Here is a 13,937-nt window from a genome sequence, read left to right as displayed (position 1 = left end):
TTCCTTTCTCAAAATAACTCTTCTATTTGGTGCTCATTCCGATCTCCGCCCGGACCTGCTGAGATCCGAACGCAGAGCGCACTTTTTCCGCTGCCGCGCTGCGATCGAGGACAGAAACGATCCAAGACATCGCGAAGGCCAGTGGCACGGAGACCAGAGCCGGATTGTCGTAGGGAAAAGGTGCCGGTCCCAGTTTGAAGGTGGCCGTCCAGACGGACGGACTCAGAGCGACCAGCCCGACCGACGAGACCAGTCCACAGATAGATCCGATGACGGCTCCGCGTGTCGTCAGTTTCGACCAGACGATCGAGAGGAGGATGATGGGGAAATTGGCGCTGGCGGCGATCGCGAAGACAAGACCGACGACGAAGGCAATGTTGGAATTCTCGAAGACGATGCCCAACCCCATCGAGACGACGCTTATCGCGACGGCGGCCAATTTCGATACCAGCACCTCTTCGCGCTCGTTGGCCTGTCCTCGACGGAAGATCCTCGCATACAGATCGTGACTTGCGGCGGATGCCCCCGCCAAGGTCAAGCCGGATACGACAGCCAGGATCGTAGCGAATGCCACCGCCGAAATGAACCCGAGCAGAGCCGATCCTCCTACGGCTTCGGCAAGGTGAAGGGCGACCATGTTTGTGCCACCTATCAAGGCTCCCGCCGGATCACGGAACACCGGGTCGGTGGATACCAGCGCGATCGCCCCAAAGCCCAGAACGAACAACAGGCTGTAGAAAATCGAGATGAAGCCGGTCGCGACAAGAACGGACGAACGGGCGTCCTTCGCGTTGCTAACGGTGAAGAACCTCATCAAGATGTGAGGCAATCCGGCGGTTCCGAAGATCAGAGCGAGCCCCAGCGAGATGGCCGAGATCGGGTCCTTGACCAATCCGCCCGGCGCCATGATCGCATCCGACTTCGGATGGACCGACACGGCGGCACGAAAGAGAGCTTCGAAACTGAAGCCAAAGCGCGACAAAATCAGGATTGACATCACTATCGACCCCGTCATCAGAAGAACAGCCTTGATAATCTGGACCCAAGTGGTCGCGAGCATTCCTCCGACCGTAACGTAGATCATCATCAGAACGCCGACGATGCACACGGCATAGCTGTACGGCAGTCCAAACAAGAGTTGGATGAGCTTGCCGGCTCCCACCATCTGGGCGATGAGGTAGAAGATCACGATCACGAGCGTGTTCACGCCGGCGACTGCCCTGACAGGAATTTCCGCCAACCTGTAAGCTGCTACGTCCGCGAAGGTGAAGCGCCCGAGATTTCGAAGCGGCTCTGCGACGAGAAAGAGGATCATCGGAAACCCTACGAGGAAGCCAATCGCGTAGATCATCCCGTCGTAGCCGGATGTGTAGACCAGCGCAGTCACTCCGAGGAACGTCGCAGCCGAAGTATAGTCACCGGCAATGGCGAGACCGTTCTGGAAACCCTTCAGACCGCCGCCTGCCGCATAGAAGTCCTTCACGGTGCTCGTTCCGCGCCTTGCCGCCCACCAGGTGACTGCGAGGCTGACGACGACGAACGCGACGAACATGAGGATGGCAGTGGAATTCAGAGGCTGCCGCGTCACAGTTCCGCTGACGGCATCGGCGACTGCCGGACACGACGACGTCGTCGCGGCTATCAGAAAAGCGAGACCGCCGAACCGCCTGATCATCGCAGGTCCTCCAATAGCTTGTCTTTCAACTGGTCGAAGCGCGAGTTCGCTCTCGCGACATACACGGCGGTAAGAATGAAGCCGAGCGCTATCAATGCGACGGCGACGACTACGCCCCACGTGGTGGTCGTCCCGGTCCCGAGAGGAAGGCCCAGCAGCGAAGGACGGAACGCGATGACCATAATGAAAGCGAAGTAGGACACCGCCATCATCGCAGACATCGCAAAACCGAACCTCGACCGTTCTCTGGACAACTGTCGAAACAATACGTTTTGCTGAATAAGTTCAGCGTTCATAACGTCCTCCCTTTTTTATCTCGACTAGGCGGCTATGCCGGTCGACACCGCGGTCTCTGCCATGACGGCCTCCGGCGTTCGGTATCTCTCGGCGGAAATGCGGTCCTCATCCGTGGCGATCTGCGCCTGCATGTAAGCCCCGAGATGTCTGGCGCGTCGGACAACCGCAGCGCCGAATGGTGTCCGCGCCCCGTTGAAAGCCGTCAGTGCCGCCTGCATATTTGCCGGATGATCTTGGAGCGCCTTTGCGAGCCCGGCTGCATCGAGAGCGGCTTTGGTAACGCCCATCCCCACATGCGGACGGGCGACAAACGCGGCGTCACCGAGGAGCACCGTGCGAGTGCCGACCATCATTCGCTTGGCCTCGAGATCAAGTATTGCCTGAATGAAGGGTTGCTTCGTTAGCCTGACGATCTCGGCAAACTGCGGAGACAGCAGCCGCTCAGCGTCCGAGCGCATCGCGGAGATCACATCCGGCCGAATCCGGTGCGGTGCTATCGAGAGTTCGTGTCGCTTTCCGTCGATGTCGGTTAGAAGTTCTGGCAGAGTCTGCATAGCATCGGCTGGGCGGTACCACACGAAATTGAACCGACGTTGCCCGATCGAAGTTTCCTCACCTTCTCCTGCAACGGGATATCCGAGCATCTGCTCCCCGGGCGGAAGGGCGAAGGAAAACCAATCCGAGGTATCCGCGCGCGTTGCCGGCGAAAGATCGCGCTCATGAACTAGTCCGCGCCAAGCGATATACCCCGCATATGCCGGCCTGTCCGTAGGTGCGAACTGCCCCGAACGTTGGAGAATAAGCCGTCGGCACCGATCAGCAGGTCTCCAGTCGCCGCTTCCCCATCCGAGAACTTCGCGACCACTGATGTATCGTCTTCCTGAGCCTCAACGAAATTCTTCCCATGCCGATAGCAATCTGACGGAAGAGCGGCCTTCAGAAGACCGTACAGCTTGCCCCATGAGGTCAGAACTTGCGGCAGAGCAAGTTGCCCGACGACGCGGCCGTCACTTCCGAAGACCCGTCGGCCGGGGACCGAAACGCCAAGCGATGAGCTGTCGACCTCGATACCAGCTTCTTTGAGAATATCGAACAATTCGCGGTGGGTGACGATGCCTGCACCTCTGCCCGCGAGTTCGGCACCGATGCGCTCGTAGATTGCGATGTCCCATCCCTGCTTCCGCAAGAACAGGCCTGCAAACAATCCCGCCATCGAGCCACCAACGATAATGGCTCTGGGCGGCCTCGTGCCGCCGCTCGGTCGATGTTCCATGAGCATTCTTCCCGTCGCATCTTATTTATCGTTTGATCATTTAGCGTGACACTCCGGCCCTTTGTCAACCCTTATTTATCGATCGATCAATTCCCATCTGTACCCGGGTGCGTGTAGGCTATTTCAATGACCCGAGCACAGACCGATTCCGCCCGCGCAAAACGCACCGAAGCCTTAGCTGCCCGCACGCCTCGAAAAGAGCCGCAGCGATTGGATCCCAGCGAACGAGAGGCAATCATCGTCCGCGAAGCGGTGAAATTCTTTGCTGAATACGGTTTCGAAGGGCAAACGAGAGAACTGGCGAAACGGCTTAAGATCACCCAGCCGCTGCTTTATCGGTACTTTCCAAGCAAGGAGGCGTTGATCGAGCGCGTCTATCAGGAAATCTTTGTAGGCCGTTGGAATCCATCCTGGGAGGCGCTGATCGATGACCGCGAAGCGCCGCTGATTGATCGATTGAAGGCTTTCTATCGCGGATACGCGAAGGCGATCCTGAATTACGAATGGATACGTCTGTTTATGTTCGCCGGCTTGAAAGACCTAGACTTCAATGCCCGCTATCTCGAAATGCTCAGAGAACGCGCGTTTTTTCGTATCATTGCAGCTCTCCGCGCGGCGCACGAACGGCCAGATCTGAGCTCGGTCCCTCCGTCCGTGATGGAGATCGAGATGGTTTGGGGCCTTCACGCTTCGATTTTCTATCTCGGCGTTCGTGAGTACATCTACGGCATGCCGTTGGGCGCGGACGTAGATGCCATCGTCGACGCGAAAGTCACCACTTTCCTTGAAGGCATAGCTCCCGTGCTTCAAGAAGCCCCGCGGTCCGCTACTGTGCGCTCCCGAAAGCGCGCCTCTATTTGAAACAATGCTCGCCGGTCAGAGACCAGCCAGCTGATGTCTCAGTTAGTCTTGATCTGAACGACCTTCCCGGGTGCAGAGGGCGTCTCTTCTGCGATCATCAAGTATCGCCTACTCCTCAAATCGTTCGACCTGATTGCCCAAAATGCCGGGGCGGACGTCATTGAAGCTTGGAGCGCCGCGCACCGCCTTGATAGAGCGCATGCGAACGCTTCGCCTGCGAGCACGTCAAAACCTCGAAAACTCAGAAGATTCTTCACTCGCCTGTATCGATAGCGAACGCTATCCGCCGATTGACTCATCCATCAAACCACATGTGCGGTGATCATGGGCATGGGAGACTTGCTTCTCATACAGCAGGAACGGCGTGGATGGCCCTGTTTGCCGCTTTTCAAATCCGTCCAAATTTCGGAAGGGATAGAGCTTTTGGTCGACCGAGAAGCGCTTCACCGTCTGAACAGCTTCAGTCTGCATTACGCCAAGGAGACATAGTTGTCGCCGTGCCCCGGCCAAGCTCGTCAGCGCGGCGAAAATGGACCAATTGGAGCGCGCCCGATCAGAGAAACGCAAACAAGGCCTGCGATGGCAAACCAGAATGTCAGCCAGAATCCATCGATATAGGCCAGCGTGTTGGCCTGCTTTTGCACCATGCTCGCCAGCGTTCCGACACTTCGCGCCACTGCAAGATCCTCGCCATGGGGCGCAAACAGGGCGTTCAGCTTGCCGAGCAATCTCGATACGTCCGCATCTCCGGCGGCTACATGAAGCCCTAACAAATTGGAATGCACTTGTTCGCGCATGCGCAACCAAGTCGTCATCAATGCGACGCTGATTTCCGCGCCACCAAGCCGCATGACCTGAATGTATGCCGCAAAGGCGGTTGCTCGAGTTGGATCCGAATTAGACAGCGCGATGATAATGATCGGCAACAGGGTGAATGAATGCCCGAGGGACTGCAGCAGAAGCATCGGGGCGAAATCAGATGGAGACCAGGCCGAGGTCAACATCGTGCCGAGCAATGCCGCGGCAGCGAAGGCGGCCAGGCCTACGATCAGGACGAGTTTCACATCGTATCGACGAATGAGATAGATCGATAACGGCAGCAGTAAGATCATCGGCGCGGTGCCGCATAACAGAAACACCCACCCGAATTGCACAGGCTTGAGTTGCGCGACGGAGCTTAGGAAGTTTGGGACAAGCGACGAGTTGGAAAGGCTTGTCATCGAGTAGAGCAGGACCACCAGCAAAGCAAAGCCGATGTTGCGTGAGAACAGCACTTCTGCATGCGCCCAGGGGCGCCTTACGATCGTCTCGTTGATGAAGAAACCAACAACCAGCGCGGCACCTCCCCCAATCAGCGCGACTATGATTCCCGATCCGAACCAGTCCAAACGATTGCCTTGATCGAGACCGGCATAGATCATCGCGACGCCGGAGCCGAAGAGCAGCATACCGCCCCAATCGGCTTCATGCAGAACGAAGGTATTGATCGGCTCGCGAGGCGTTCCGAGATACACGAACAGAGCGAGTAGCGGAGCGATGATCGCATCCTGCCAGTAGATCCACTCCCAGCCGAGATGCTCGATATAGAAACCTGTCAGCGAAACTCCCGCATTCAGCGTGAAACCCACGCGAATGGCGTAAATGGCAATCGCCGGCAGCCACCATTTCATTGGCAAGTTTCGGAAGATGATCAGCAGCGTCGCTGGCACGAAAGTGCCGAGCAACAGCCCGTGGACAATGTGCGCGGTCAGCAGGGCATTGTAGTCGCGTAGCAGAGGAATCATCACCGAGATCGCCGCATAGACCAGCGCGGGAATGCCGAGCACGCGGCGTAGGCCGAGCACTGTCGAGAGCCATGCCACTGCCGGCGCAATGAATATCTGCGAGGCGGTGCCGGCTGTGGAGAGCCAGGCACCTTGATCGAAGCTTAAAGAAAGGCCACCACGGAGGTCCGGCAGGCCAAGTGAGAACAACCGTGAGTCGACGCTCGACAGCAGCGAGCCGAGTAGCACCGCGCCCACTGCAAAGAGCGGATGAAGCGATGCTCCGCCTGTCGAGACCGGCCCTGCGCCGATCACGCGGCTGTCGACGGCGCTCGCCTGGGTCATTGGGCCGCGGCCTCCGTATCGATCCGCGCGGTGACCGACATGCCAGGCAACAGCCGATCGAGTAACGGTTGGTTTCTATCGAATAGAATGCGCACCGGCACGCGTTGAACGACTTTCGTGAAGTTGCCCGACGCATTGTCCGGCGGCAGCAATGCGAATTGCGAGCCTGAAGCGGGTGCGATGCGTTCGACGCGGCCACGCAACGTCTGGTTCGAAAAGGTGTCGACGACAATCTCGACCGGCTGGCCGGGCTTCACACGCGTGAGCTGGGTTTCCTTGAAATTTGCGACCACATAGACATCAGGTAGCGGCACGACGCTTATGAGATTGGTGCCGACATTGACATAGTCGCCCGCCTGGACCTGCCGTTCGCTCACCACGCCGTCGAACGGCGCCACGATGGTGGTGTAGCCGAGCTTCAATGCAGCAGCGTCCCGCGTTGCTTTGGCTCCCAGAAGATCTGCGGCGCGTTGTTTTCTAGTGCCGTTCAATACTTCGAGCTGATGCTTCTGGGCCGCGATCAACGCCCTGCTCGCCCGAACATCTGCCTGTGTCTTCGCTTGGGCGGCGATCGCTTGTTCAAAGCGCTGGCGCGTACCCGCTTCGCTTTGGCTCAGGGATTTTTGCCGTTCGAGCTCCTGCTCGGCTTGCACATCCTGTGCTTCGGCTGCGGCGCGTTGAGCTTCGGACTGAGCGATCGTCGCGTATTGAAGTTCGATCTGGTTGGCGAGATTATCCAGCGCCGCCTGAGCCCCGGCCACGCCCGCATCGGCTTGGGCAAGTTGCGCCTCGTAGTCGGCCCGATCGATCTGCAGCAACCGATCGCCTGCCTTCACCCGTTGAAAATCGTTAACTGCAACCGTTTTGACTTCCCCGGCCACCCGGCTCGATAGCCGCGTGGTCTGCGCGCGGACATACGCATCATCCGTTGATTGCACGGCGCGATTACCGATCCAGATATCCCATCGCAGCGTCGCCACGATCACGAAGCCGACCGCGACCGAAAGCGCAATCACGGGCAAGGCCACGCGGCGCAAGGTGGAAGTTTCTGGAGCGAGACCGACAGTCGGCGGGGATGTCGGCTGCGGAGGAGGCTGCACTTGGGACATGGCGCTTTCAATTCGGTTGACGAACCCTGGAATGCCGACTGCTCGCATATTGCAAGCCCATTGGTAGACGCCGAGGTGTCGACATCCCGATAGAGCCGCCGTGCGCCTAGTCTTCGGATGGCTTTGGTTGAATTGCGCTCAACGGGTCAGAAGCTGGAAACGTCTCCGCCAGTTCTTCGTCGAGTTGATCCTCACTTAAGTCAGCTTCCAACGCCTTCTTTGGATTTTGCGCGTATTTGTCGACCGGAGCCGGATCAAACTTTTTGGCCACTTTGATCTCCACGTTTTTTGCCTCTACCAGTCTGGACATATCGGCCTCTACAACCACAATCCACCGGCTTGGAGTGAAAGGCTATCCGAAATAAAAACGTTCCGGAACGACTTTCCTCTCTGCGGGCCGCCAAGGCTTCCGTTTCCTCCCCTCGTCTCACCTTCCTAGACCTTGGACTAGTTTTGATCGACCACTAGTCAGTTGTGTGGTGCGACTGAACAAGTGATGCTCGCGGGGGACAATGATGTCCGATCGAAGTTGGTCTGCGGGTGATTCTGCAGCTTGAGGTGCGCAGAGATGTCGAGCGAAGTCTCCGTTCCCCCACCAATGGCTTCAGTGACGAAAAAGGATCTGTTTGGCTGCTCTTCAAATAAGTTAGGCAAGGACCAAGAACTGCGCTGCGAAGGGATAGGGTTCTTTCGCAAGGGAAGCGATGACCCGCGCCTCGGTCAGGTCGCTACGGAAGCCGACGACCGCGGATATCTCATCGGCATGTCGTTGGCCAATAGTCATCGTAGACGCATCTTTCACGCCACTCACGCAACTTCTCACGATTTTGACGAAGGCTCCGTCTACCTCCGGGATCTCGCAGTTCCCTACCGGGCCGATTTGGCAGGCTCCTTCGACTTTCTCCTGATGGAGATCTCTCGACCATTTCTGATCGCGTTTGCTGAGGAGCATGGCCTCCCGGCCGGCGCGGAATTTATGTGTGTTACCGGGACTAAGGACCCAGTTCTATCCAATCTTCTGCAAGCGACTCTGCCTACCTTTCAGGAAAGTGCGAGCAACGACTTGCTGTTTCTCGATCAACTTGGTCTCACGATCGGCGCCCATCTCTTCGAGCGCTACGCTGCGGCTTCCATGACACCGATCCGCCAGGTTCGTTCACCGCTGTCAAAGGCGCAACTGGCGATCGCGACGGAGATGCTGAGCCAAGGGTTAGGCGATAAGGTCACTTTAAGCGATGTAGCCGCGGCGTGCGGGCTTTCACGAGGCTACTTCATTCACGCGTTCCGCAAGACAACTGGCCTCCCGCCCCATCGCTGGGTCTTATCGCATCGAATCGAAAGAGCGCGAGAACTCATCCTCAGCTCTGATCTTTCACTTGCTCAAATCGCGGCCGTTTGCGGATTTGCAGATCAAAGCCATTTCACGCGGGTCTTTTCTCGTAGCGTCGGCACGTCGCCGGGGAACTGGCGTCGACTAACCAAAATCTGAGTGTCTCTGCCGCAGGCAGCGCATTTGGAACAAAGTGCGGTATTTCCTTCAATATCAGGCACGCCCTACGTGAGTACGCTCTACAGGCTCCGGTCGAGCCAAGCTCAACGCACAGAAGGAACCTCCGCAATGACCGCTCCGATCCCACCGTCCTCGACTGTCGTCCTCGTACATGGCGCATGGGCCGATGCGTCTAGTTGGCGACGGGTGGTTGCCATCCTTCAAGCTAAGAACGTCGACGTTGTCGCTGTTCAGAATCCGACCACGTCGCTCGCAGCCGATGTCGAGGCTACGCGTCGCGTAATTGAGAGGATCGACGGTCCAGTTGTGCTTGCCGGCCATAGCTGGGGTGGAACGGTGATCACAGAGGCAGGCAACTCTCCGCAAGTGAAAGCGCTGGTTTTCGTGGCGGCTTTCGCGCCCGGGGCGGGAGAGTCAACCGGGGATCAAGTCAACGCACACGCTCCTCCGCCCGGTCTCGGCGAAGTAAAGCCGGACGGCGAAGGCTTCCTGAAAATGAGCGTCGACGGCTGGATAACGAACGTCGCACAGGATCTGCCTGCGGCTGAGGCGCGCGTGCTGGCGGCAACACAGCCACCGCTCGGGACAGACACCTTCGGCGACAAGGTGACCAAGGCTGCGTGGATGGATAGGCCGAACTGGTATATCATCTCTAGCGAAGATCGGGCTGTAAGCGTCGAGCTCCAGCGCGAGCTGGCGGTCAAGATGAAGGCGACAACGGTCGAATTGAAGGCCAGCCATGTATCTCTGCTATCAATGCCGACTGAGGTCGCCGAAGTCATTCTGGATGCGATTGCCAAGACGAATTGACGTAGCCGGCGCGGATCTGTCGAACGCAAAAGACTTCGACGTACAACTCAGTTCAGCCATTCAGAGCGCGACGCAACGCTGAAAGAAAAACACGCACTTTCGGCAACACCAAACGGGTCGTCGGATAGACGGCCCAAATGGCGATCTCCTCCGGCGTACCATCCTCGAGTGCTAACCGGATGAGGCGACCTGCCTGGACATCCTCATCGACATTCCAATCCGACAGCAAAGCGACCCCGCCACCGGCAAGGCAAGCAGCATGGCACCCGACGATGCTGCTGGATGAGAACCGTGAGAGCAAACGAACGTGTTCGTCTCCACCCGCCGCGTGAAAAGTCCAATGCGTAGTGCTGCCGAGCGGTAGACATTCATGTTGCGCAAGATCGGCAATCTGAACGGGCTTCTTGCGATCTCGGAGGTAACTCGGCGCTGCAACCAGAGACCTGGGATTCTCCGCCAATTTCTGCGCGATCAATGAACTATCCTTGAGACGGCCAATTCTGATCGCGAGATCTGTACCGGAGGAAACGAGGTCTGGCAGGCCATCGTTCATATCGATGGAAATGCGAAACTCGGGGTTTTCGCGCAAAAGTGCGGGGACTAAAGGGGCCACGACTTTCGCGCCGAAGGCAACAGGAACGGAAACGCGCAGTAGTCCGGCGGCGCCTCGGCTTTCGGTTCGCAGCGCGGCTCGAGCCTCTTCATCATTCTCGACGAGCGCCTTGGCAAACGGTAGCAGCGTTTGCCCCTCCGGCGTCAAGGACAAGGACCGCGTGGTCCTTTGCAACAAACGCACACCCAACGCACTCTCTAGCGAGCCCAGACGGCGGCTGGCCAGCATGGGCGATATCCCAAGCCGCCGCGCGGCCTCCGAGAGGCTCCCGCCATTTACCGCGGTTATAAAAACTAGCACGTCGTCAGTATCCACTTTATCAATTTCCGATATACGGGCAGAACACCGACCATGACTACTCCGAAATCCGATGAAATCCTAGCTGCTTGGGATCAATTCGTTCGGAGAACTTGCCATGAGCACGATCAGTCTAAACTCCAAAGCACCACCTGATATTGGGCGATCCAGACTATTGGCGATGAGCGCGGCCAGCGGGATCGCGGTAGCTAACATCTATTACAATCAACCTATGCTCGGGGTGATGGAAGCCGACTTTCCCGGCCAAACAATCGTCGGCCTCATTCCGACTGCAACTCAGCTTGGGTATGCTGCTGGGCTATTTTTTCTGCTGCCGCTAGGCGATCTTGTGCGGCGACGGCAGTTGATCGTTGGTCAGTTCCTCGTCCTAGCGGTGGCGCTTGCGGCCGCAGCTATCGCCCCCTCCGCTGCCCTGACTGTCGCGGCTTCGCTCGCGGTTGGTGCTAGTTCGACTGTCGCCCAACAGATCGTGCCGTTCGCGGCATCCCTCTCGCGACCAGAAACGCGCGGGGCGACGATTGGCACCGTGATGGCGGGGGTCCTGTCTGGCATTTTGTTCAGTCGGACGCTGGCTGGATTTGTCGGAGAACATGCTGGCTGGCGCGAAATGTTTTGGCTGGGCGTGCCGATGGCCTTGCTGTCTGCTGGCTTGATGACGGCTATACTGCCTAACCACGCCCCCGCATCGCATATAAGATATCGTGACGCCATCCGATCGCTCGCGCATCTTTGGAGACAACACTCAGCGTTGCGCGTAGCAACTCTGACGCAAGCTGCTTTGTTTGCATCGTTTACGAGTTTCTGGACGATCCTTGCATTGTATATTCAAGGCCCTGCCTTCAATCTCGGAGCGGATATCGCTGGTCTCTTCGGCGTAATCGGTGCCGTCGGTATCTTCGCGGCGCCGATCGCAGGGCGTGTAGCCGATCGGCGTGGACCGCAACTTGTAGTCTGGGTCGGCGGCATCCTGACATTGGTCGCTTGGGCGATCTTCGGGGCCTGGTCATCGCTCGTAGCGTTGACCATCGGGGTGGTCGTTCTCGATTTCGGCATTCAGAGTGCGTTGGTGTCTAACCAACATATAATCTACGCTCTTGATCACGGCGCGCGCAGTCGGCTCAATACGGTCTTCATGACCGGAATGTTCCTTGGCGGCGCTGGCGGTTCGGCAATTGCGACTGTCGCATGGAATGCTGGCGGCTGGACTGCAGTTAGCGCCGCAGGAGCGCTATTTGCGCTGATCGCAGTGTGCGTGCAGCTGGCCGGGCTGCCCCGGCGCAGAAGCCGTGCAGATACGATCAAATGAGATCAGAACACTCCACGGGCCTTCCTAAGTTGGTCCGTGGAGGCCATTGTTCGGCACGAGTCCCTCAACGATTGAGCGTGTAGTTTGCGGGAATCCACCGGTACCCTTGAGCTGCCGCGCGGATATGACCAATACCTGGAAACGAAACATGAGCGCCGGCAACCCACCAACCATTGCTTGATGCGAGCGCAAGAGCATTCTTCCGAGCAGCGACCGCCATTGGCACATTCCAATCATACTCGATCGCGATTTCTGGATCTGGAAATTGCACCGGCTGCATGTGCACTGTGTCCCCCAGAACAAGATGGCGTCTACACCGTCTTTTAAGAGATAGTATGTGTGGCCTGGCGTATGTCCCGGAGCAGATATTGGCGTGAGACCAGGTATAAGTTCTGCATCCCCTTCAAACGGCTTAAAGCGGTTTTCTGCGATGTAGGGCGCAACCACCTTTTGGATAGCTGGAAAGAACGGTTTGAGAAGATCGCCAACTTGGGTCTGATTGCGGTTATCGAGCCAAAAGTCTGCGTCGCGCTTTGAAACGTGGATGACCGCATTCGGGAAGACTGCTCTGCCATCCAACATCAAGCCCCCGGCGTGGTCTTCGTGAAGGTGGGTGATGAAGACATCGTCCACTTGGCTTGGCACATATCCAGCGGCTTGGATCGCCTTTACCAGCCCTCCGCCGTCTTTGCCGTATAGATTTCCGGCACCTGCATCGATCAGTATCAACCGACCGCCTGTGTTAACGAGAAACGCGTTGATCATTCCCTCGAAGGGCGATTTAAGCGCCTGCTCTCCCAGCAGTTCATTTACCTGACCTGGCTTGGCTCCGACGGCCAGTTTTTCTGCCTGAAACGGATGTGTGCCATCAAGCATCGCGGTGACTTCAAACCGGCCGACATGCATCCGATAGTAGCCGGGCGCCTGGCCACCCACGGCACCCGCGGCTGCTTGTGCGCTTGTGATCACCATACGGGAGAAGGGCGGGAGCAGTGCCGCCATCAAGCACAGCGCTGCAGCAACTCCACTCATCCATGTTCGCCGCTGTGTCACTTTTTGGCCTCCTTCGCGACGGTCGACACTGCATCCAAAATCACAGCCGCCACTTCTCGAGGGTGCGATAGCAAGGAGACATGGCTTGATTGAAGTACGGTAGTCTTGGCTTTCATCATGGCAGCGAGGTCGCGCTCCATTTGCGGAGAGATGACGCGGTCGTTCGCAGATACGATGTACCAGGACGGCACGGTTCTCCATGCGGCTACCGTCACTTTGTCGCCGAAGGTGCTGGCCGATAGCGGTGCCTGAGTGACGAACAATGTGCGGGCGTCCTTTTTCGGCAAGTCCGGCGCGAAGTTTTCGATCATGCCGTGCTCGGTCTGACGAAGAAAACCGCGACCATTGTCCCAGATCGTTCCAAGCGCAGGCGTCTTCGGATACGCATTGACGAGGTCACCTCCAGACTGCCCTTCCTTATTCGCGAACGCTGCGACATAGACCAGCGCCTTCACCTGAGGATCAACGCCGGCCTCGGTTATGACTGTGCCCGCCCAGCTATGCCCAACGAGAACAACGGGCCCACTCGCATCCGCGATGACCTTCTTGGTCGCGGCCACATCGTCTGCGAGAGACGTTAGCGGATTCTGCACTCCGAGGACCTTGACGCCCCTTGCTTGGAGAAGCGGGATCACTTTGGACCAACTTGATCCATCCGCCCATGCTCCGTGGACGAGCACAACGGTGGGCGATGTGCTGTCGACGAGACTCGAAGACCCGCCATTCTTCTTTGCAGGTGCAGCAGCGATGCTGCCAATCGATATGGACGTGATGCAAAGCATCAGCGCGGCGTTGAGTAAACAGAACCGAACCTTCATCAAACCACTTCCCTCAATCAAGTTTATCGATGGACGATTCTATCGTCTCAAGTTGACGCTTTTCTTGCATGAAAGAACGCAGGCTTTCGGCGCACCGCCGGTCGTTCGTCTGATTGAGTGGGTGCGTACAGTACTATTGTTCAAGATCGAGATACGTACTTGCTGCTAAGTGAGCCGCGCGTATTC

Annotated in this window: 15 protein-coding genes; 5 read left to right on the top strand and 10 right to left on the bottom strand. The window is 57.7% G+C overall.

Annotated elements, in window-relative coordinates; all coding sequences use genetic code 11:
* Positions 1-22 precede the first annotated feature (22 nt).
* From actP to RPMA_RS28350, 4 genes are read right to left on the bottom strand one after another with little or no spacing between them, the layout of a single operon-like run.
* Positions 23-1,675 carry a cation/acetate symporter ActP gene (gene actP / locus RPMA_RS03825; RefSeq protein ID WP_211911609.1) on the bottom strand — a complete coding sequence of 551 codons (1,653 nt, stop codon included), beginning with the start codon at positions 1,673-1,675 and terminating at the stop codon, positions 23-25.
* Positions 1,672-1,971 (bottom strand): DUF485 domain-containing protein, encoded by a 300-nt coding sequence (locus RPMA_RS03820; RefSeq protein ID WP_211911608.1) that lies wholly within the window; start codon positions 1,969-1,971, stop codon positions 1,672-1,674. Before RPMA_RS03820 ends, actP begins: the two co-directional genes overlap by 4 nt.
* A 24-nt stretch (positions 1,972-1,995) precedes the next feature.
* Positions 1,996-2,715: an FAD binding domain-containing protein gene (locus tag RPMA_RS28355; RefSeq protein ID WP_408056534.1), complete on the bottom strand. Its 720-nt coding sequence runs from the start codon at positions 2,713-2,715 to the stop codon at positions 1,996-1,998.
* The gene (locus tag RPMA_RS28350; protein WP_328516553.1) at positions 2,697-3,245 is read right to left on the bottom strand and encodes an FAD-dependent monooxygenase; all 549 of its coding nucleotides are present in this window, start codon (positions 3,243-3,245) and stop codon (positions 2,697-2,699) included. The genes RPMA_RS28355 and RPMA_RS28350 overlap by 19 nt, the downstream gene beginning before the upstream one ends.
* Positions 3,246-3,371: 126 nt before the next feature.
* Between RPMA_RS28350 and RPMA_RS03810 the strand changes: the two genes are divergently transcribed.
* On the top strand, positions 3,372-4,106 hold the full coding sequence (locus RPMA_RS03810; RefSeq protein WP_211911606.1) for a TetR/AcrR family transcriptional regulator: 735 nt from the start codon (positions 3,372-3,374) through the stop codon (positions 4,104-4,106).
* 515 nt (positions 4,107-4,621) lie between these two features.
* Here RPMA_RS03810 and RPMA_RS03805 read toward each other — a convergent pair.
* The 3 genes from RPMA_RS03805 to RPMA_RS03795 form a co-directional block, all read right to left on the bottom strand.
* Positions 4,622-6,214 (bottom strand): MFS transporter, encoded by a 1,593-nt coding sequence (locus RPMA_RS03805; protein WP_211911604.1) that lies wholly within the window; start codon positions 6,212-6,214, stop codon positions 4,622-4,624.
* Complete coding sequence (locus RPMA_RS03800) at positions 6,211-7,323, bottom strand: HlyD family secretion protein (protein ID WP_211911603.1); 1,113 nt, start codon at positions 7,321-7,323, stop codon at positions 6,211-6,213. Before RPMA_RS03800 ends, RPMA_RS03805 begins: the two co-directional genes overlap by 4 nt.
* A 106-nt stretch (positions 7,324-7,429) precedes the next feature.
* Positions 7,430-7,633, bottom strand: a complete 204-nt coding sequence (locus tag RPMA_RS03795; RefSeq protein WP_211913872.1) for a hypothetical protein — start codon at positions 7,631-7,633, stop codon at positions 7,430-7,432.
* Between the two features lie 258 nt (positions 7,634-7,891).
* Between RPMA_RS03795 and RPMA_RS03790 the strand changes: the two genes are divergently transcribed.
* Positions 7,892-8,812: a helix-turn-helix domain-containing protein gene (locus RPMA_RS03790; protein WP_211911602.1), complete on the top strand. Its 921-nt coding sequence runs from the start codon at positions 7,892-7,894 to the stop codon at positions 8,810-8,812.
* A gap of 129 nt (positions 8,813-8,941) precedes the next feature.
* On the top strand, positions 8,942-9,643 hold the full coding sequence (locus tag RPMA_RS03785; RefSeq protein ID WP_211911601.1) for an alpha/beta hydrolase: 702 nt from the start codon (positions 8,942-8,944) through the stop codon (positions 9,641-9,643).
* A gap of 52 nt (positions 9,644-9,695) precedes the next feature.
* On the opposite strand, the gene RPMA_RS03780 is transcribed toward RPMA_RS03785, so the two are convergent.
* A complete protein-coding gene (locus RPMA_RS03780; RefSeq protein WP_211911600.1) occupies positions 9,696-10,571 on the bottom strand; it encodes a LysR family transcriptional regulator in 876 nt (291 codons plus the stop codon).
* Positions 10,572-10,671: 100 nt separating this feature from the next.
* Between RPMA_RS03780 and RPMA_RS03775 the strand changes: the two genes are divergently transcribed.
* Positions 10,672-11,880, top strand: a complete 1,209-nt coding sequence (locus RPMA_RS03775) for an MFS transporter (protein ID WP_211911599.1) — start codon at positions 10,672-10,674, stop codon at positions 11,878-11,880.
* A 24-nt stretch (positions 11,881-11,904) separates the two neighbouring features.
* On the opposite strand, the gene RPMA_RS03770 is transcribed toward RPMA_RS03775, so the two are convergent.
* Positions 11,905-12,912 carry an MBL fold metallo-hydrolase gene (locus tag RPMA_RS03770; protein ID WP_211911598.1) on the bottom strand — a complete coding sequence of 336 codons (1,008 nt, stop codon included), beginning with the start codon at positions 12,910-12,912 and terminating at the stop codon, positions 11,905-11,907.
* Between the two features lie 17 nt (positions 12,913-12,929).
* The gene (locus RPMA_RS03765; RefSeq protein WP_249225683.1) at positions 12,930-13,613 is read right to left on the bottom strand and encodes an alpha/beta hydrolase; all 684 of its coding nucleotides are present in this window, start codon (positions 13,611-13,613) and stop codon (positions 12,930-12,932) included.
* A 4-nt stretch (positions 13,614-13,617) separates the two neighbouring features.
* Here RPMA_RS03765 and RPMA_RS03760 point away from each other — a divergent pair, with 4 nt between their 5' ends.
* The gene (locus tag RPMA_RS03760) at positions 13,618-13,920 is read left to right on the top strand and encodes a hypothetical protein (protein ID WP_211913871.1); all 303 of its coding nucleotides are present in this window, start codon (positions 13,618-13,620) and stop codon (positions 13,918-13,920) included.
* Positions 13,921-13,937: the final 17 nt, after the last annotated feature.

The sequence above is a fragment of the Tardiphaga alba genome (assembly GCF_018279705.1).
GTDB lineage: Bacteria > Pseudomonadota > Alphaproteobacteria > Rhizobiales > Xanthobacteraceae > Tardiphaga > Tardiphaga alba.
Note: the sequence above shows the minus strand (reverse complement) of the source record. Positions and strands in the feature narration are given on the sequence as shown.